Here is an 18,267-nt window from a genome sequence, read left to right as displayed (position 1 = left end):
GGGGTCGCTCAAAGTGGAGAACCTGATCGCGCTGCTCATCGCGGCGCCACTGCTCGGAGCGGCCGTACTGCTGTGCGGCGGTCGGCGCCTCGACCGTGCCGGCCACTGGCTGGGCACCGTGCTCGCCGCCGTCTCCTTCGGCATCGGCGTCGCTCTCTTCGTGGACCTGCTCGGTCGCCCGGGCGAGGACCGCACCTTGCACCAGTTCTTGTTCAGCTGGATCCCCGTGGAGGGCTTCCAAGCGGACGTGGCCTTCCAGCTCGACCAGCTGTCCATGACGTTCGTCCTGTTGATCACGGGCGTCGGCACGCTGATCCACCTGTACTCGATCGGGTACATGGAGCACGACGAGCGCCGGCGCCGCTTCTTCGGATACCTCAACCTCTTCCTCGCGGCGATGCTGCTGCTGGTCCTCGCCGACAACTACCTGCTTCTGTACATGGGCTGGGAGGGCGTCGGACTCGCCTCCTACCTGTTGATCGGTTTCTGGCAACACAAGCCCAGCGCGGCCACCGCCGCCAAGAAGGCCTTCCTGGTCAACCGCGTCGGTGACATCGGACTGTCGATCGCGATCATGCTGATGTTCACCACCTTCGGCACCTTCGCCTTCGGGCCGGTACTGGAATCGGCGGGAGAGGCGAGCGAGGGCAAGCTGACGGCCATCGCGCTGATGCTGCTGCTCGCGGCCTGCGGCAAGTCGGCCCAGGTGCCGCTCCAGTCCTGGCTGGGGGACGCCATGGAGGGCCCCACCCCCGTCTCGGCACTCATCCACGCCGCCACCATGGTCACCGCCGGCGTCTACCTGATCACCCGCTCCGGGGCGATCTTCAACGGTGCCCCGGACGCCCAACTGGTCACCGTGGTGGTGGGTGGGGTCACCCTCCTGTTCGGTGCCGTCGTCGGTTGCGCCAAGGACGACATCAAGAAGGCCCTGGCCGGATCGACGATGTCGCAGATCGGCTACATGGTGCTGGCTGCCGGGCTCGGCCCCATCGGCTACGCCTTCGCGATCATGCACCTGGTCACGCACGGCTTCTTCAAGGCGGGCCTCTTCCTCGGCGCTGGTTCGGTCATGCACGGCATGAACGACGAGGTGGACATGCGCAGGTACGGCGGGCTGCGCAAGTACATGCCGGTCACCTTCGTCACCTTCGGCCTCGGCTACCTGGCCATCATCGGCTTCCCGGGCCTGTCCGGCTTCTGGTCCAAGGACAAGATCATCGAGGTGGCCTTCGCCAAGGGCGGCACCGAGGGCTGGATCCTCGGCGCGGTCACCCTGTTGGGCGCCGCCCTCACCGCGTACTACATGACCCGCGTGATGCTGATGACCTTCTTCGGCGAGAAGCGTTGGCAGCCGGACGCGCAGGGCAATCCTCCGCACCCGCACGAGTCCCCGAAGTCGATGACGATCCCGATGGTCATCCTGGCCTTCGGCTCGGTGTTCGCGGGCGGGCTCTTCAGCCTGAACGAGGCATTCGTGAAGTGGCTGGAGCCCGTCACCTCCTTCGAACACGGGCACGCGCCGCTCAGCGCCGCCGCCATCACCTCCATGACCGTGGTGGTCCTCCTCGTCGGCGTCGGCGTCGCCTACGTCCAGTACGGCAAGAAGCCCGTTCCGCTCGTCGCCCCGCGCGGCTCCCTGCTCACCCGCGCAGCCCGTCGCGACCTGCTTCAGGACGACTTCAACCACGTGGTGTTGGTCCGCGGCGGCGAGCACCTGACCCGTTCGCTGGTGTACGTGGACCACACCCTGGTCGACGGCGTGGTCAACGGGACGGCCGCCTCGGTCGGCGGGCTCTCGGGCCGTCTGCGCAAGCTACAGAACGGCTACGCCCGCAGTTACGCGGTCTCGATGTTCGGAGGCACGGCGATTGTGATCGCCGCTGCCCTGCTGATGAGGGCGGTGTGAAATGTCTTTCCCGATTCTGACGGCGACGGCCGCGCTGCCCGCGGTCGGCGCGATCCTCACGGCGGCCGTACCGGCCGCCCGCCGGACCGCCGCCAAATGGCTCGCGCTGCTCTTCTCCCTCGGCACGCTGGCGCTCGCCGCGATCGTCGCCATCCGCTTCGACCCGGGCGGTGCGCGCTACCAGCTCACCGAGTCCCAGTCCTGGATCCCCGACTTCGGGGTCCGCTACGAGCTCGGTGTGGACGGCATCGGGGTGGCCCTCATCGCGCTCACCGCGCTGCTGATCCCCTTCGTGATCGTCGCCGGTTGGTACGACGCCACCGGTCCGGCGGCGCCGGACCAAGGAGCCGCGGCGTCCGAGTCCAAGCGGTGGCGCCCCACTCAGGGCTTCTTCGCCCTGATCCTGATGGTCGAAGCGATGGTGATCATCTCCTTCGAGGCGACCGACGTCTTCCTCTTCTACATCTTCTTCGAAGCCATGCTGATCCCGATGTACTTCCTCATCGGTGGCTTCGGGGACCGGGCGCACTCCGGTTCGGACGAGCACGCGGCCACCCAACGCTCCTACGCCGCGGTCAAGTTCCTGCTCTACAACCTGGTCGGCGGCCTGATCATGCTGGCCGCCGTCATCGGCCTGTACGTGGTGGCGGGCAGCTTCTCCCTCCAGGAGATCACCGCGGCCCGCGCCGCCGGCACCCTCGAAATGGCGACCAACACCGAGCGGCTGCTCTTCCTCGGCTTCTTCTTCGCCTTCGCAGTCAAGGCTCCTCTGTGGCCGCTGCACACCTGGCTGCCCAACGCGATGGGCGAGGCCACCGCGCCGGTGGCCGTTCTGATCACCGCCGTCGTCGACAAGGTCGGCACCTTCGCGATGCTCCGCTTCTGCCTGGGGCTGTTCCCCGAGGCCAGCAAGTGGGCCACCCCCGTGATCCTGGTGCTCGCGCTGATCAGCATCGTCTACGGGGCGCTGCTCGCCGTCGGACAGCGGGACATCAAGCGCCTGATCGCTTACGCGTCCATCTCGCACTTCGGCTTCATCATCCTGGGCATCTTCGCGATGACCTCCCAAGGACAGTCCGGCGCGACCCTCTACATGGTCAACCACGGCCTCTCGACCGCGGCGTTGATGCTGGTCGCCGGCTTCCTGATCTCGCGGCGCGGGTCCCGACTGATCGCCGACTACGGCGGGGTTCAGAAGGTCGCGCCGGTGCTCGCCGGCACCTTCCTCATCGGTGGCCTGGCCACGCTCTCGCTACCGGGGCTGGCGCCCTTCGTCAGTGAGTTCCTGGTCTTGGTGGGCACCTTCTCCAGGTATCCGGCGGTGGGCATCATTGCCACCCTCGGCATCGTGCTCGCCGCGCTGTACACCCTGGTCCTCTACCAGCGCACGATGACCGGCCCGGTGAAGGAAGAGGTCCGCAGCATGCCGGACCTGAGGATGCGCGAACTGCTCGTCGTCACGCCGCTGATCGCACTGCTGCTCTTCCTGGGCGTCTACCCCAAGCCGCTGACCGACATCGTCAACCCGGCGGTTCAGCACACCATGTCCGACGTCAAGCAGACGGACCCCCAGCCCGAAGTGGAGGCGGCGAAGTGAGCCCATCAGCTGTCCAGGAGCTCGCGGGTCGATGGGTGGTGGCCGCCGACCCGGTGGACAAGATCCCGGCCCCGCACATCGAGTACGCCCAACTCGCCCCCGTGCTCATCGTGGTCGGCGCGGCGATCCTCGGCATTCTCCTTGAGGCCCTCCTGCCGCGCCGAAGCCGGTACTACGCGCAGTTGTTCCTCGCGGTCGCGGCCCTCGCTTCGGCGTTCGCCGCCGTCGTGGGGCTGGCCGCCGCCGGCTATGGCACCACCAAGGCACATGTCGCCGCGATGGGTGCCATCGCCGTGGACGGTCCGACGCTGTTCCTCCAAGGCACGATCCTGCTCGCCTCGATCGTCGCTGTCTTCACCTTCGCGGAGCGCAGGCTGGATCCGGCCGCCCACGGCAACCGGGTGGATTCCTTCGCCGCCCAAGCCGCCGCCATCCCGGGCAGTGAGCACGAGAAGGCCGCGGTCAAGGCGGGATTCACCACCACGGAGGTCTTCCCGCTGGCGCTGTTCGCCGTCACCGGCATGCTGGTCTTCCCGGCCGCCAACGACCTGCTGACGCTGTTCGTCGCCCTGGAGGTCTTCTCGCTGCCGCTGTACCTGCTCTGTGCGGTCGCCCGCCGCCAGCGGCTGATGTCCCAGGAAGCAGCGGTCAAGTACTTCCTGTTGGGCGCGTTCTCCTCGGCCTTCTTCCTCTTCGGCATCGCGCTGCTCTACGGGTACGCCGGATCCGTCTCCTACGCCGCGATCGCCGATGTCGTGGACGGCACGGTCGCACGGATCGACCCGGCGCTCGCCGACACCATGGGCAACGACGTGCTGCTGCTGATCGGTGGGGCCATGATCCTCACTGGCCTGCTGTTCAAGGTCGGTGCGGTGCCCTTCCACATGTGGACGCCGGACGTCTACCAGGGCGCGCCCACCCCGGTGACCGGCTTCATGGCCGCCGCCACCAAGGTGGCCGCCTTCGGGGCCCTTCTGCGCCTGCTCTACGTGGTGCTCCCGGGCCTGCGCTGGGACTGGCGCCCGGTGATGTGGGGCGTGGCCATCGTCACGATGTTGGCCGGTGCGGTGATCGCGGTGACGCAGACTGACGTCAAACGGCTGCTCGCGTACTCCTCCATCGCGCACGCCGGCTTCATCCTGGCCGGTGTGATCGCCACCAACCAGCAGGGCATCTCCTCCGTCCTGTTCTACCTGGCGGCCTACTCCTTCGTGACGATCGGAGCCTTCGCCGTGGTCACCCTGGTCCGCGACGCGGGCGGCGAGGCCACTCATCTCTCCAAGTGGGCTGGTTTGGGCCGCCGTTCGCCGCTGGTCGCGGCCGTTTTCGCCGTTTTCCTGCTGGCCTTCGCCGGCATTCCGCTGACCAGTGGGTTCGCTGGGAAGTTCGCGGTGTTCAAGGCGGCGGCCGAGGGGGGAGCGGGCGCGTTGGTGGTCGTCGGTGTGCTCTCCTCCGCGATCGCCGCCTTCTTCTACATCCGGGTGATCGTGCTGATGTTCTTCAGTGAGCCCAAGGCGGACGGTCCGTCCGTGGCGGTTCCCTCCCCGTTGACGATGTCGGCGATCGCGGCCGGCGTGCTCGTCACGGTGGTGCTCGGTGTGGCCCCCCAGTACTTCCTCGACCTCGCCAACCAGGCGAGCGTGTTCGTCCGCTGAGCCCGCGGTTTCGCACCCGTGCTTCAGGCCCGGCACCTCGTGGAGGGGCCGGGCCTGAAGCACGTTCTGTGTCTCGCCGGTCGGTTGCGGTGTGCCCGGTGGGGATGCCGGGACGGGCCTCAGGCGTTGGCGGGTGTGATCTTGCCGCGGACCTCGCCGAGACCCACTCGGGTGCCGTCCGGGCCCGGGGCCCAGGCGGTCAGTGTCACCTCGTCGCCGTCTTCCAGGAAGGTGCGCTTGCCGTCGGTCAGTTCGATGGCGTCCTGCCCGTTCCAGGTGAGCTCCAGCAGGGAGCCGCGCTGCCCGACCTCGGGGCCGCTGACCGTACCGGAGCCGTAGACGTCGCCGGTGCGCAGCGAGGCGCCGTTGACGGTCATATGCGCCAACTGTTGGGCCGCGGTCCAGTACATCGTGGCGAACGGCGGGGTGGAGACTTCCTGCCCGTTGATCTCCACCGAGATCCGCAGGTCGAAGCCGTCGGGCTGGGCGGCGGTCGAGTCGTCGAGGTAGGGCAGCAGGTCGAAGTCGCGGGCCGGCGGGGCCACTCGGGCTGCTTCGAGGGCCTCCAGCGGGGTCACCCACGCGGAGACCGAGGTGGCGAAGGACTTCCCGAGGAAGGGGCCGAGTGGTACGTACTCCCAGGCCTGGATGTCGCGCGCCGACCAGTCGTTGAGGAGGAAGAGCCCGAAGACGTGGTCGCGGAACTCGTTGAGCCCCACGGGCTGGCCCAGTGCCGAGGGGGTACCCACGAGGAAGCCGACCTCGGCTTCGATGTCGAGTTTGACCGAGGGGCCGAAGACGGGCGCGGTCTCGGCGGGCGTCTTGCGCTGCCCGCTGGGGCGTACCACCTCGGTGCCCGAGACCACGATGGTGCCGGAACGACCGTGGTAACCGATCGGAAGGTGCTTCCAGTTCGGGGTCAGTGCCGCACCGTCCGGGCGGAAGATCTGGCCCACGTTGGTGGCGTGGTGCTCGCTGGCGTAGAAGTCGACGTAGTCTGCCACCTCGTAGGGCAGGTGGAGCCGTACCTCGGACAGGGGGTGCAGCAGGGGCTCGACCACCGAGCGGTGGCCGGGGTCGGTCACCCAGGCGGTCAGTGCCCGCCTGACCTCGCTCCAGGTCGTGCGTCCCGCGGCCAGCAGCGGGTTGAGGCTGGAGTGGTCGAGCAGGGTGGTGTGGGGGGAACCGAGCGACCGGGCGGCGGCTCCCGCGTCCAGTACGTGCCCGCCGATGCGGACGCCGATCCGCCTCCGCTCCGGCTCGTCGGCGGTGCTGAACACGCCGTACGGCAGATTGTGCGGTCCGAAGGGGTCGCCCTCGGGGAGGTCGAGCGGGCTCTGCTCGGGCATGGGGTGCTGCCTCGCTTTCCACGCGGTCCGGGGCGGGCCCGGGTTTCCGTTCCGGGGTGGCTCCCGGGAAGTGTCGGTGCGGGATGACACGTTACGTGGCGCATGCCGGAGGCGGGAGGCCGGAAAGCGGACGGATCACACTCCTATTCATACGACTTGTCACCACCCATCATGATCTCCGTCCGTATGCTTGACACCGTGAATTCCGCCCTCCCCTATTCCTTGGTCGCCACCGATTTGGACGGCACCTTGTTACGCGAAGGGGAGACGGTTTCCCCGCGCTCCCGCGCCGCACTCGACCTCGCTCGTACGGCCGGGGCCCGCCATATCGTCGTCACCGGGCGCCCCGTCGCCCAGGTGCGTCACCTCCTGGACGACCTCGGTTACCAGGGGCTCGCGGTCTGCGCCCAGGGGGCGCAGGTGTACGACGTGTCCGCCGGCCGGATGGTCAGCTCGGTGCCACTGGACAGGGAGCTCGCGGACCTCGCGCTCGGCAAGATCGAAGCCGAGGTCGGCGAGGTCTACGCCGCGGTGAACGGGGAGGGCCTGGATGCGGAGATGCTGATCGGCCCCGGCTACCGGATGTGGCACCCCCATCTGCCCACCGTGCGGGTGGCGACCCGGGAGGCGCTCTGGACCGCGCCCATCACCAAGGTGTTGTTGCAGCACCCGCGGCTGGACGACGATGAGCTCACCGGCGTGGCTCGCGCCGTCGTGGGCGATCTGGTGAGCGTCACCATGGCCGGCGAGCACACCGTGGAGCTCCAGCCGCCGGGGGTCACCAAGGCCAGCGGGCTGGCCCTGGCGGCGGCTGGCCTGGGTCTCGGGGCGGAGTCCACGATCGCCTTCGGGGACATGCCGAACGATGTGCCGATGTTCGGCTGGGCGGCCCACGGGGTTGCCATGGCCAATGCGCACCGGGAGCTGAAGGCGGTGGCGGACGAGATCACGCTGTCGAACGCGCAGGACGGTGTCGCGGTCGTCCTGGAGCGGATCTTCGACTGAGACCTCCCGGCAGCAGGCGGGGTAAAAGCCTCTATAGGGTGGAAAAAACCTATCCAAGGCATATCGGTTCTCTTCGTGCGCTGGGTGGCCGGTCACGGGCGGGCGATCACGGTGATCGAAAATGGACCGGATACGCTGACTTGAGTGAAGGCAGCGACACATCGACAATCCGTGTGATCGTCAGCAGACAGGAGACCCCTCGTGACCGTCGTCGGGCCGTTCGGACTGAGCGTGCGGGACCAGGCTCTTGAGGCCGATGTCCAGGCCGGGCTGGCGGCTGTCGAAGAAGGACTGCTCGAAGCCACCAAGAGCGACGTCCCCTTCATCACCGAAGCCGCCCAGCATCTGGTGCGCGCCGGCGGCAAACGCTTCCGGCCCCTGCTGGTGATGCTCGCCGCACGCTTCGGGGATCCGTACGCTCCGGGCATCGTGCCCGCCGCGGTGGTGGTCGAGCTCACCCATCTCGCGACGCTCTACCACGATGACGTCATGGACGAGGCGGACGTGCGGCGGGGCGTCCAGAGCGCCAATGCCCGCTGGGGCAATTCGGTGGCCGTCCTCACGGGTGACTTCCTCTTCGCCAGGGCCTCGCACATCCTCGCCGACCTCGGCCCCGAGGCCGTCCGGGTCCAGGCTGAAGCCTTCGAGCGACTGGTCACCGGCCAGATCCTGGAGACCGCGGGCCCCAGCGACGGCCGGGATCCCGTTGAGCACTACCTGGACGTGATCTCCGGAAAGACGGGTTCGCTCATCGCCGTCTCCGGTCGTTTCGGCGCCATGATGGCCGGCGCCGACGAGTCGGTCGTCGACATCCTCACGCAGTACGGTGAGCGCCTGGGCACCGCCTTCCAGCTCGCCGACGACGTCCTGGACATCGCCTCCGACTCGCACGAGTCGGGCAAGACCCCGGGCACCGACCTCCGTGAGGGAATCCCCACGCTGCCGGTGCTCCGTCTACGTGAGATGGCCGACCGTGACGGCCGTACTGAGGACCAGGAGTTGGTGGCGCTGCTCGACGGGGACCTCGCCGACGACGCCCGGCTCGCCGAGGTGCTGACCCGGCTGCGGGTCCACCCGGCGCTGGAGCTGGCCCGTCGGGACACCATCCGCTACGCGCAGGAGGCGCGTACCGTGCTCGCCCCGCTGCCCGAGTGCTTCGCGAAGTCCGCCCTTGAGGAGCTCTGCGACGCGGTGGTCCACCGCGCCGGCTGAGCCCCCGCACACACAACGAAGCCCGGTCCCCGCGTCGGCGGCACCGGGCTTCGGCATGTGGAAGGGCAACCCTTACGGGATGCACCACTTCGGCTGCGACGGTGTCATCCCTTCGTAGTACGCGGAGTTGATTCCGGGGTCTGACGCTTTGCCCGGCCCGATTTGGTCAGATGGATACATCGAGACCACCGGATCGGGCGAGACAAGAGGGTAGGGCGGACGATATGGCAGCGAACGCAGGCGGGGCCCCGGAGCAGGAGAGGGTGGCCGCTGCCGAAGAAGCGGCGGACCTGCGGGCGGGACGGCGCAGAGCCGCGCGGTACGTCGTCCCCATCACGGTGGCGGGGGTGGCCGCGGCGACCATCGGGCTGGTTCCCGCCCTGGCGGCGAACGGGAGCCCCGACCTTCCCGAGATCACTGCGCAGCAGCTCATCGAAAAGATCGCTGGTTCGCAGACGGAGCAGCTCTCCGGCACCCTCAAGGTGAGCACGGACCTGGGGCTGCCCGGCTTCGGGGGTGGCGCGTTGAGCGGTCTCGCGAAGGGGCTGGTCGGCGATGAGGAGGGCGGGTCCAGCGCCTCGCCCGAGTCCAAGCTGATGGAGCTGACGAGCGGTACGCACACGCTCAAGATCGCCGCGGACGGACCCGATCGCCAGAAGCTCACCTTCCTGAACGGTCAGGAGGAGTACAGCCTCATCCACAACGGAAAGGACGCCTGGGGCTACGACAGCGCCTCGGGCCAGGCGGTGCACGAGAGCGTGCCGGAAGCCGGGGCCGGTCATGGCGTGCGCTCCCGCAAGGAGGCGCTCAAGGACGCTCCCACCCCACGGGTGATGGCGCAGGAGGTCCTCAAGGCCACCGAGGGCACCACTTCGGTCAGCCTGGGCAGCACCCTCCAGGTGGCCGGTCGCGACGCCTACCAGTTGGTGCTCAAGCCCAAGCAGAGCGGTTCCACCGTGGACTCCATCAGGATCGCGGTGGACGCGGGGAACGGCACCCCGCTGCGGTTCTCGGTGCTCTCCAGTTCGGGCGGCAAACCGATCGCCGAAGCGGGCTTCACCAAGGTCGACTTCGGCAAGCCGGCGGCAGCCGCCTTCACCCTGCCCAAGGGGACGAAGGTGGTCCCGGGCGACCGTCCGGCGGAGGACCACGCCGGAGCCAAGGACTCGGCCGATACCGGTGCCCTCAGCCAGGGCCTGAAGGACTTCAAGCCCCTGGAGTCGCTGCCGATCCCGGGCTTGGACGGGCTCGGTGCGCAGGGCAAGGAGACCGAGGTCATCGGCGAGGGTTGGGCGAGCGTCGCCCGGATCGGCACCGCCCAGGGTGCGGTGGGTGGCGCCACGAAGGACATGCCCAAGGAGGCCGGGCAGTTCCTCGACTCGCTGGGGAAGAAGGTGTCCGGCACCTTCGGTGGGGGACGGATCTTCACCACCCGTCTGGTCAACGTCCTCATGACGGACCACGGCACCGTCTACGTCGGCGCCGTGACCCAGGACACGCTCCTGAAGGCCGCCAACTCGGCCCGCTAAAGCCGCAGGTCGCGGCTGGGGTGCCCGAAGGGGCGGTCGAGGTCCTCGCCTCGGCCGCCCCATGGACCTTTCCGCCAGGGGGTGTCTGCGCGACTCGCCCGCTGTACGGTGGCCGGCATGTCGAGACACGTCACCATTCGCCTGGACGAGGAGTTCCACGACCGCCTCACGGCGCGTGCGGCTGCTTTGGGGACGACGGTGACCGCGCTGATCACCGAGGTGACCGAGCGGGAACTGGACGGGGACCGTGCCCAGTTCCTCATCGGGATCGATGAGTTCGCCGACCACTGGGACTACTTCCAGTCGCGGTTCGGCACGTGAAGATCACTCTGGAATGGGCTTGGACCGCCCTTGAGCACCACCTCCCGTCCGACCCCGCGGTCTGGGACCCTTCCGGTGTGGTGGCAGCCGTCGCCCGGCACCGCAGCGATCTGGTGATGCTGCCCGAACAGCCGGCCCCGGACATCGCCTGGCGGGCCGCCGCCTTCCTGCACACCCTGGCGGTGTGCCCGGCGCTCGAATCACCGATGAACGAGTTCTATGCAGCCGCCGCCACCCGCTCGTACCTGCGGGTGGCGGGTGTCCGCCAGTTGCCCTCGCCGGAGGAACTGGGCGACCTGGTGGAGGACGCCAAGCTCGGCAGGGCCGATATAGCGGCGATCGCCCGCGAACTGCGCTCGCGGATGTAGCCCGCGAGCGCAGCTCGGATCCGTCCGTACCGGGTGGGGCAGTTGGTCAGAAGGTGATCTTCCAGCTGTTGATGTAGCCGGTGTCCCAACTGGCCACGTCCTGCACCCGCAGCTTCCAGGTGCCGTTCGCCACCTCGCTGGAGGCGTTGACGGTGTAGGTGGCGATCACGTTGTCGCCGGAGTCCCAACTGGAGTTCTTCAGGCGGTAGGTGCTGCCGTCCGGGGCCACCAGGTCGATCACCAGGTCACCGCGGTAGGTGTGGATGATGTTCACGTCCACCTTGGTGGTCGCGGGGGCGTTGCCCGGGACGCCGGTCACGAGGATGTCCGATGTCACCGCTGCACCAGGGGAGTCCGGGATGGCCACGTCCGTGGTGTTCTCGAAGGAGGATCCGGGCGGTGGGGTGGTGGCGGTGCCGAGCGTCCAGATCGCGTACGCGACGGCGTCGCTGTTGCGGTCCAGAGCGGTGTCGTTGATGTTCGAGGTGGTGTCGCAGGAGGAGTGGTAGCAGCGGTCGAAGGCCTGGCCGGCTGTGCCGCCCCACTTCTGGGCCTGGGAGCTGCTCTTGGTCCTGCTGGCGCCGGTGAACAGGCCGCCGACCGGGACGCCCACGTTCTTGAAGGAGGCGTGGTCGGAGCGGCCGTCGCCCTCGGTCTCGATTTCGGTCGGCACGCCCAGACCGGCGTAGTAGTCCTTGAAGGTCTGCTCGATGGTCGGGTCGTCGTCGTAGACGAAGTAGCCCGGGTTCGGCGAGCCGATCATGTCGAAGTTGAGGTAGCCGGCGAACTTGCCGCGCTCGGTGCTCGACAGGTTGTTCACGTAGTACTTCGAGCCGATCAGGCCGAGCTCCTCCGCACCCCACCAGCCGAAGCGCAGGTGTTTGGTGGGCTGGAGCTGGGCGCGGGAGACGGCGAGCGCGGTCTCCAGGATCGCTGCGGACCCGGATCCGTTGTCGTTGATGCCGGGGCCGGAGGTGACGCTGTCGAGGTGGGCTCCGGCCATCAGTACCGAGTTCGGGTCGCCGCCCGGCCAGTCGGCTATCAGGTTGTAGCCGGTGGAACCGCTGGAGGTGAAGGTCTGCAGGCTGGTGGTGAAGCCGGCCGCGTCCAGCTTGGCCTTCACGTAGTCGATGGAGGCCTTGTAGCCGGGGCGACCGTGTGCCCGGTTTCCGCTGTTGTTGGAGGCGATCGTCTGGAGCTGGGAGAGGTGCGCCTTGACGTTGGCCACCGGGATGTCCGGGGGAGTGGCCGCGGAAACGGCCGTGGGTGCGGCGAGCGCCGCGGGCGCCGTGGCGGCGAGCAGGCCGGCGACCGCGATGGCGGCGGCCGTGGCCATGCGTCGGGGAACGGAGAAGATCATGTGGGGGCTCCGAATTCCGTACGGGGACAGTGCGGAACGTGCGAAGTCGCCCCCGGCTTGGCGTGGCCGGGGGCGATTGGAGCTGTTGGAGCGTCTGTGCGAGCCTGATGGTCAACGAGAGTCTGACTCTGCGTCAAGAGCGCAAATCGGACGAGCCTGTTCGGATGTCGGATGGTACGGATTCACCTGGGGTTTCGCGGGGCCTGTTCGGTTCAACTCGCCGAGCCGGGAACCGTGCTGGGCCTGGCGGTCGGGTGGGCGAGGTCGGCCTGTTCGACCGCCGCGGCAGTCGCAGCGGCGAGTTCCAGCCGGGCCCGGCGGGAGGTGCGCAGCGCGTCCCAGGTGAGGACGGCCAGGGCTGCCCACACCAGGGAGAAGCCCGCCCAGCGCTCCGGTGGCATCGCTTCGTGGAAGTACACGATGCCCAGCAGGAACTGGAAGACCGGCGCCAGGTACTGGAGCAGCCCCAGGGTGGACAGCGGGACTCGGATCGCCGCCGCCCCGAAACAGACCAGCGGGGCCGCGGTGACGATGCCGGTCGCCGCCAGCAGGGCCCCGTGGCCGGCTCCGCCGGCGGTGAAGGTCGCCGCACCGGAGGAGCCCAGCCACAGCAGGTAGGCCAGGGCGGGCAGGAACTGCACCGCGGTTTCGGCGGCCAGTGACTCCAGTCCGCCGATGTTGACCTTCTTCTTGATCAGGCCGTAGACGGCGAAGGAGAACGCGAGCACCAGGGAGATCCACGGCGGGCGCCCGTACCCGATCGTCAGGACGACCACGGCTGCGAGCCCGATGCCGACCGCCGCCCACTGGGCGGGGCGCAGCCGCTCCTTCAGGAGGAGGACCCCCATGGCTATGGTCACCAGGGGGTTGATGAAGTAGCCGAGGGAGGCCTCGACGACCTGTCCGGCGTTCACGGCCCAGATGTAAAGGCCCCAGTTGACCGTGATCACGGTGGCCGCCAACGAGATCAGGGCCAGCTTGCGGGGTTCGCGGACCAGCTCGGCGACCCAGCTCCAGCGGCGCAGCACCAGCAGGGCGAGCCCGACCACCACCAGGGACCACGCCATCCGGTGGGCCAGGATCTCGATCGCTCCCGAGGGCTTCAGGAGGGGCCAGAACAACGGCACCAGCCCCCACATGCCGTAGGCGCCGATGCCGAACAGGAACCCTGCACGCTGTTCGCTCTGCCTCTTCACCGAGCCTCCTGACCTGCTTCACGTCGATTCGACGACGGTACCGCCGGGAAGGGGGTGGTGTCATGTCCGTAACTGCAAGATGGTCATTACCTCTGGGTAGCGCGTGCGGCGTGCGACCGACTGTCCCTCCCGCTTCTCGCGCTCACTCGGACAGGGCGCCCTTGACGGCCTCGGCCAGCGTGGTGGTCGGGCGACCGATCAGTTGCGAGAGCTCCCCGCTCGTGCCGGCCAGCGCACCGCGGGCGATCGCCGCATCCACGTCCACCAGCAGCGCCGCGAAGCCCTCCGGGACGCCGGCGCCGGTCAGGATCCGCAAGTGGGTCTCCGCGTCCACGGTCCGGTGGGTGATCCGTCGACCGGCAGCTTCGGCCACCACGGCCGCGTACTCATCGAAGCTCCAGGCGTGGTCGCCGCTCAGTTCGTAGGAGCGCCCCAGGTGCCCGTCCTCGGTCAGTACGGCGGCGGCTGCGGTTGCGTAGTCGGCCCGGGCCGCCGAGGCCACCCTGCCCGTACCGGCGCTCGCCGTGACGACGCCGTGCTCCAGCACGCCGGCCAGCTGGGCGGTGTAGTTCTCGTGGTACCAGCCGTTGCGCAGCAGGGTGTGGGGCAGAGCGGAGTCGAGGATGGCCCGTTCGGTCACCTTGTGCTCGGCGGCGAGGTCGAAATCGGCCTCCGGGCCCCCGAGGATGGAGGTGTACGCCAGCTGGGCCACGCCGGCGGCCCGGGCCGCCTCGATGACCGCGGCGTGTTGCGCGGCTCGTCGCCCGACCTCGTTGCCCGAGATCAGCAGGACCCGATCGCCGGACTGGAAGGCCCGCGACAGGCTCGTCGGGTCCTCGTAGTCGGCGATGCGGACCTCGACCCCCCGGGCGGCGAGATCCGCGGCTCGGGACGCGTCGCGGGCGACGGCGGACACCTGCTCGGCGGGCACCCGCTGCAGGAGTTCCTCGATGACCAGGCGGCCCAGGGCTCCGGTGGCTCCGGTGACGACGGTGCGGGACATGGGGGTGCTCCTTCGGTCGGCGCGCGGAGTCGGTCCCCGCGGCAACGAGACCAACGCTAGGAGCGTTACTTACTTTTCGTAAGTACCCACTTTGAAGTAAGGTACTGCTATGTCGGTAAGTGTAGATACGCCGAGGCCGTTCAACGTGCGGGAGCCCATGTGCCCCTCGCGCGGAGTGCTGGAACACCTCACCAGCCGGTGGGGGGTGCTGGTGCTGGTCGCCCTGCGGGAGCGGTCCTACCGCTTCAGCGAACTACGCCGCGAGGTGGGCGGGGTGAGCGAGAAGATGCTGGCCCAGACGCTTCAGACGCTGGAGCGGGACGGGTTCGTCGACCGCGACGCCAAACCGGTCATCCCGCCCCGGGTGGACTACTCCCTGACCCCCCTCGGGCTGGAAGCCGCCGAGTACGTGCAGGCACTTGCCCGCTGGACCGAGCGTCACACCCCTGAGGTGCAGCGGGCCCGGGTGACCTACGACGAGGAGCGGGCCGGGGTCCCGTCCTGACGGGACCCCGACCCGCTGCCGGGCCGAGCCGGATCAGCCGGCGACGGTCCAGGTGTCGTTGCCGGTGAGCAGTGCCGAAAGGTCGCCCTTGCCGTGTTGCTCGATGGCGGTGTCCAACTGCTCGGCCATGAGCGTGTCGTAGACCGGCCGACGAACACTGCGGAACACCCCGATGGGCGTGTGGTGCAGGGTGTCGGGATCCGCGAGCCGGGAGAGCGCGAAAGCGGTGGTCGAGGAGGCGCTGTGGGCGTCGTGGACCAAAACGCGCGACTCGTTCTGCGCGGTGACCGTGACGACCTCCAGGTCCCCGGTCGCCGGATCCCGCACGACGCCTTGCCCGCCGTCCACGCCGAGGCGGATCGGCTGGCCGTGTTCGAGGCGGATGACGGCCTCCTGCGCCCGCTCGTTGTCCTTCAGGGCCTCGAAAGCACCGTCGTTGAAGATGTTGCAGTTCTGGTAGATCTCGATCAGCGCCGTCCCCGGATGGTCGGCCGCCTGCCGAAGCACCTCGGTGAGGTGCTTGCGGTCGGAGTCGACGGTACGGGCGACGAAGGAGGCCTCGGCGCCCAGCGCGAGGGAGACCGGGTTGAAGGGCGCGTCGAGCGAGCCCATCGGCGTGGACTTGGTGACCTTGCCGAGCTCACTGGTCGGGGAGTACTGCCCCTTGGTGAGTCCGTAGATCCGGTTGTTGAACAGCAGGATCTTGAGGTTCACATTGCGCCGCAGCGCATGGATGAGGTGGTTGCCGCCGATCGACAGGGCGTCGCCGTCGCCGGTGACCACCCACACGCTCAGGTCCCGGCGCGAAGCGGCCAGGCCGGTGGCGATGGCCGGGGCGCGACCGTGGATGGAGTGCATCCCGTAGGTGTTCATGTAGTACGGGAACCGGGAGGAGCAGCCGATCCCGGAGACGAAGACGATGTTCTCCTTGGCCAGGCCGAGCTCGGGCATGAAGCCCTGAACGGCGGAGAGCACCGCATAGTCACCGCAGCCCGGGCACCATCGGACCTCCTGGTCGGACTTGAAGTCCTTCATCGACTGCTTGGCCTCGGCCTTGGGCACCAGCGACAGCGGGGACGGAGCCTTAGGGCCGATGTGGGTGGTCATCGCACGCCTCCTTCGCTGATGGCCTCGGTGAGGACCGCGGCGAGTTGCTCGGCCTTGAAGGGCATGCCGTTGACCTGGTTGTAGGAGCGTGCGTCGACGAGGTACCTGGCACGGATGAGGGTGGCGAGCTGCCCGAGGTTCATTTCGGGGACCACCACCGTGTCGTAGCGGCCCAGGACCTCGGCGAGGTTGCGGGGGAAGGGGTTCAGATGACGCAGGTGGGCCTGGGCGATGGGGCTGCCGGCCTGCCGCAGTCGGCGCACGGCGGCGGTGATCGGGCCGTAGGTGGAGCCCCAGCCGATCACCAGGGTCCGTGCGCCGTCGGGGTCGTCCACCTGGAGGTCAGGGACCTCGACGCCGTCGACCTTGGCCTGGCGGGTGCGGACCATCAGATCGTGGTTGGACGGATCGTAGGAGATGTTCCCGCTGCCGTCCTGCTTCTCGATGCCGCCGATCCGGTGCTCCAGGCCCGGTGTGCCGGGCACCGCCCAGGGGCGGGCCAGGGTCTGCGGGTCCCGCAGGTAGGGCCAGAACACCTCGGTGCCGTCGGCCAGGGTGTGGTTGGGACCGGTCGCGAACTGCGTGCGCAGGTCCGGCAGCTCGTCCGTCTCGGGGATCCGCCACGGCTCCGAACCGTTGGCGAGATAGCCGTCGGAGAGCAGGAACACCGGGGTGCGGTAGGTCAGCGCGATACGGGCGGCGTCCAGCGCGGCGTCGAAGCAGTCCGCCGCGGTACGCGGCGCGACCACCGGGACGGGGGCCTCACCGTTGCGCCCGTACATCGCCTGGAGTAGATCGGCCTGCTCGGTCTTGGTCGGCAGGCCCGTGGAGGGGCCGCCGCGCTGGATGTCCACGATCAGCAGCGGCAGCTCCAGGGAGACCGCGAGGCCGATGGTCTCGGACTTCAGGGCCACGCCCGGCCCGGAGGTGGTGGTCACGGCCAGTGCTCCGCCGAAGGCGGCTCCCAGCGCCGCACCGATCCCGGCGATCTCGTCCTCGGCCTGGAAGGTCCGCACGCCGAAGTTCTTGTGCTTGGCGAGTTCGTGCAGGATGTCGGAGGCCGGGGTGATCGGGTAGGAGCCGAGGAAGAGCGGAAGGTCGGCTTGCCTGGCGGCGGCGATCAGTCCGTAGGACAGGGCCAAGTTCCCCGAGATGTTGCGGTAGGTGCCAGGTGGGAAGGCCCGGGTGGCGGGGGCGACCTCGTAGGAGACCGCGAAGTCCTCGGTGGTCTCGCCGAAGTTCCAGCCGGCTCTGAAAGCCGCCACATTGGCCGCCGCGATATCAGGCTTCTTCGCGAACTTGTGCCGCAGGAACGCTTCGGTGGCTTCGGTGGGCCGGTGGTACATCCACGACAGCAGGCCCAACGCGAACATGTTCTTGGACCGCTCGGCCTCCTTGCGGGAGAGCCCGTACTCCTTGAGTGCCTCGACGGTCAGCGTGGTCAGCGGTACCGGGTGCACCCGGTAGGCCGAAAGTGACCCGTCCTCCAGGGGGGAGGTGTCGTAGCCGACCTTCTGCATCGGCCGTTTGGTGAACTCGTCGGTGTTGACGATGATCTCCGCGCCGTGCGGAACATCCGCGATATTCGCCCGCAGGGCCGCTGGGTTCATCGCCACCAGCACGTTGGGCGCATCACCGGGGGTGAGGATGTCATGATCAGCGAAATGGAGCTGGAACGAGGAGACACCCGGCAGGGTTCCGGCGGGGGCTCGGATCTCGGCCGGGAAATTCGGCAGGGTGGACAGGTCATTACCGAACGACGCCGTCTCCGACGTGAAGCGGTCACCCGTCAGCTGCATGCCGTCACCCGAGTCACCCGCGAAGCGGATGATCACCCGATCGAGACGTCGCACTTCCTTGCCGGCGCCCAAGGGCGAGCCGCCGTCCGTGGGAGCACGTTGCTCCCCTAGGACCGCGTCCTCGGCGTCTGCCTCCCCGGCCCCGTCGGCCTGCTCGGCTGGGGTACTGACCTGGCTGGTCACTGAACTGGACCTCCTTCGAGGCGTGGGGCCTACCCGCCGTCGGCGGGGGACCGCTCGGTTACGGTCCGGATGCGCGGCGCCCCACCTTCAACCCTACGTCGGTAAGGTTGCCCTTCCTCGGGTCGCTCACATTTCTGGACCGCTTTCTGACCTACGTTGCTACTTCCTG

The 18,267-nt window shown here is 68.7% G+C and carries 15 protein-coding genes; 9 read left to right on the top strand and 6 right to left on the bottom strand.

Annotated features, from left to right (window positions below; translation table 11 throughout):
- Positions 1-13 precede the first annotated feature (13 nt).
- Genes nuoL through nuoN form a run of 3 tightly spaced genes read left to right on the top strand, consistent with a single transcriptional unit; the run spans position 14 to position 5,161 of the window.
- Positions 14-1,909 carry an NADH-quinone oxidoreductase subunit L gene (gene nuoL, locus ACFYMC_RS14750; protein ID WP_388524042.1) on the top strand — a complete coding sequence of 632 codons (1,896 nt, stop codon included), beginning with the start codon at positions 14-16 and terminating at the stop codon, positions 1,907-1,909.
- A gap of 1 nt (position 1,910) precedes the next feature.
- Positions 1,911-3,506, top strand: coding sequence for an NADH-quinone oxidoreductase subunit M (locus ACFYMC_RS14745; protein ID WP_388524039.1), 1,596 nt, complete (start codon positions 1,911-1,913; stop codon positions 3,504-3,506).
- Complete coding sequence (nuoN, locus tag ACFYMC_RS14740; RefSeq protein WP_388524036.1) at positions 3,503-5,161, top strand: NADH-quinone oxidoreductase subunit NuoN; 1,659 nt, start codon at positions 3,503-3,505, stop codon at positions 5,159-5,161. The genes ACFYMC_RS14745 and nuoN overlap by 4 nt, the downstream gene beginning before the upstream one ends.
- A 119-nt stretch (positions 5,162-5,280) precedes the next feature.
- Here nuoN and fahA read toward each other — a convergent pair whose 3' ends face one another.
- Positions 5,281-6,510 carry a fumarylacetoacetase gene (fahA, locus tag ACFYMC_RS14735; protein WP_388524033.1) on the bottom strand — a complete coding sequence of 410 codons (1,230 nt, stop codon included), beginning with the start codon at positions 6,508-6,510 and terminating at the stop codon, positions 5,281-5,283.
- A 198-nt stretch (positions 6,511-6,708) separates the two neighbouring features.
- Here fahA and ACFYMC_RS14730 point away from each other — a divergent pair, with 198 nt between their 5' ends.
- From ACFYMC_RS14730 to ACFYMC_RS14710, 5 genes are all read left to right on the top strand, one after another.
- On the top strand, positions 6,709-7,515 hold the full coding sequence (locus tag ACFYMC_RS14730) for a Cof-type HAD-IIB family hydrolase (protein ID WP_388524030.1): 807 nt from the start codon (positions 6,709-6,711) through the stop codon (positions 7,513-7,515).
- A gap of 201 nt (positions 7,516-7,716) precedes the next feature.
- Positions 7,717-8,727 carry a polyprenyl synthetase family protein gene (locus ACFYMC_RS14725; protein ID WP_388524027.1) on the top strand — a complete coding sequence of 337 codons (1,011 nt, stop codon included), beginning with the start codon at positions 7,717-7,719 and terminating at the stop codon, positions 8,725-8,727.
- Between the two features lie 224 nt (positions 8,728-8,951).
- Positions 8,952-10,256, top strand: a complete 1,305-nt coding sequence (locus ACFYMC_RS14720; protein WP_388524024.1) for an outer membrane lipoprotein carrier protein LolA — start codon at positions 8,952-8,954, stop codon at positions 10,254-10,256.
- Between the two features lie 117 nt (positions 10,257-10,373).
- On the top strand, positions 10,374-10,577 hold the full coding sequence (locus ACFYMC_RS14715) for a hypothetical protein (protein WP_388524022.1): 204 nt from the start codon (positions 10,374-10,376) through the stop codon (positions 10,575-10,577).
- A complete protein-coding gene (locus tag ACFYMC_RS14710; RefSeq protein WP_388524019.1) occupies positions 10,574-10,945 on the top strand; it encodes a hypothetical protein in 372 nt (123 codons plus the stop codon). Before ACFYMC_RS14715 ends, ACFYMC_RS14710 begins: the two co-directional genes overlap by 4 nt.
- Before the next feature lie 46 nt (positions 10,946-10,991).
- Here ACFYMC_RS14710 and ACFYMC_RS14705 read toward each other — a convergent pair whose 3' ends face one another.
- The 3 genes from ACFYMC_RS14705 to ACFYMC_RS14695 all read right to left on the bottom strand — a co-directional run bounded on the left by ACFYMC_RS14705 (position 10,992) and on the right by ACFYMC_RS14695 (position 14,504).
- Positions 10,992-12,305: a M28 family metallopeptidase gene (locus ACFYMC_RS14705; RefSeq protein ID WP_388524016.1), complete on the bottom strand. Its 1,314-nt coding sequence runs from the start codon at positions 12,303-12,305 to the stop codon at positions 10,992-10,994.
- 212 nt (positions 12,306-12,517) lie between these two features.
- Complete coding sequence (gene rarD, locus ACFYMC_RS14700; RefSeq protein ID WP_388524013.1) at positions 12,518-13,501, bottom strand: EamA family transporter RarD; 984 nt, start codon at positions 13,499-13,501, stop codon at positions 12,518-12,520.
- Between the two features lie 142 nt (positions 13,502-13,643).
- The gene (locus tag ACFYMC_RS14695; RefSeq protein ID WP_388524010.1) at positions 13,644-14,504 is read right to left on the bottom strand and encodes an NAD(P)H-binding protein; all 861 of its coding nucleotides are present in this window, start codon (positions 14,502-14,504) and stop codon (positions 13,644-13,646) included.
- 109 nt (positions 14,505-14,613) lie between these two features.
- Between ACFYMC_RS14695 and ACFYMC_RS14690 the strand changes: the two genes are divergently transcribed.
- Positions 14,614-15,009: a winged helix-turn-helix transcriptional regulator gene (locus tag ACFYMC_RS14690; protein WP_388524007.1), complete on the top strand. Its 396-nt coding sequence runs from the start codon at positions 14,614-14,616 to the stop codon at positions 15,007-15,009.
- Positions 15,010-15,042: 33 nt separating this feature from the next.
- Here ACFYMC_RS14690 and ACFYMC_RS14685 read toward each other — a convergent pair whose 3' ends face one another.
- Positions 15,043-16,116: a 2-oxoacid:ferredoxin oxidoreductase subunit beta gene (locus tag ACFYMC_RS14685; RefSeq protein WP_388524004.1), complete on the bottom strand. Its 1,074-nt coding sequence runs from the start codon at positions 16,114-16,116 to the stop codon at positions 15,043-15,045.
- Positions 16,113-18,098 carry a 2-oxoacid:acceptor oxidoreductase subunit alpha gene (locus ACFYMC_RS14680; protein ID WP_388524001.1) on the bottom strand — a complete coding sequence of 662 codons (1,986 nt, stop codon included), beginning with the start codon at positions 18,096-18,098 and terminating at the stop codon, positions 16,113-16,115. Before ACFYMC_RS14680 ends, ACFYMC_RS14685 begins: the two co-directional genes overlap by 4 nt.
- Positions 18,099-18,267: the final 169 nt, after the last annotated feature.

This window comes from Streptomyces sp. NPDC006879 (assembly GCF_042869595.1).
Taxonomy (GTDB): domain Bacteria; phylum Actinomycetota; class Actinomycetes; order Streptomycetales; family Streptomycetaceae; genus Streptomyces.
The sequence above is the reverse complement of the archived record's forward strand: the minus strand, read 5'-3'. Positions and strand labels throughout refer to the sequence as shown.

What these genes read in the sequence shown, in the direction of transcription:
- ACFYMC_RS14745 (WP_388524039.1), top strand. Translation starts at nt 1,911, where the DNA reads ATGTCTTTCCCGATTCTGACGGCGACGGCCGCGCTGCCCGCGGTCGGC.
- fahA (WP_388524033.1), bottom strand. Translation starts at nt 6,510, where the DNA reads ATGCCCGAGCAGAGCCCGCTCGACCTCCCCGAGGGCGACCCCTTCGGA.
- ACFYMC_RS14720 (WP_388524024.1), top strand. Translation starts at nt 8,952, where the DNA reads ATGGCAGCGAACGCAGGCGGGGCCCCGGAGCAGGAGAGGGTGGCCGCT.
- ACFYMC_RS14715 (WP_388524022.1), top strand. Translation starts at nt 10,374, where the DNA reads ATGTCGAGACACGTCACCATTCGCCTGGACGAGGAGTTCCACGACCGC.
- ACFYMC_RS14705 (WP_388524016.1), bottom strand. Translation starts at nt 12,305, where the DNA reads ATGATCTTCTCCGTTCCCCGACGCATGGCCACGGCCGCCGCCATCGCG.
- ACFYMC_RS14695 (WP_388524010.1), bottom strand. Translation starts at nt 14,504, where the DNA reads ATGTCCCGCACCGTCGTCACCGGAGCCACCGGAGCCCTGGGCCGCCTG.
- ACFYMC_RS14690 (WP_388524007.1), top strand. Translation starts at nt 14,614, where the DNA reads ATGTCGGTAAGTGTAGATACGCCGAGGCCGTTCAACGTGCGGGAGCCC.
- ACFYMC_RS14685 (WP_388524004.1), bottom strand. Translation starts at nt 16,116, where the DNA reads ATGACCACCCACATCGGCCCTAAGGCTCCGTCCCCGCTGTCGCTGGTG.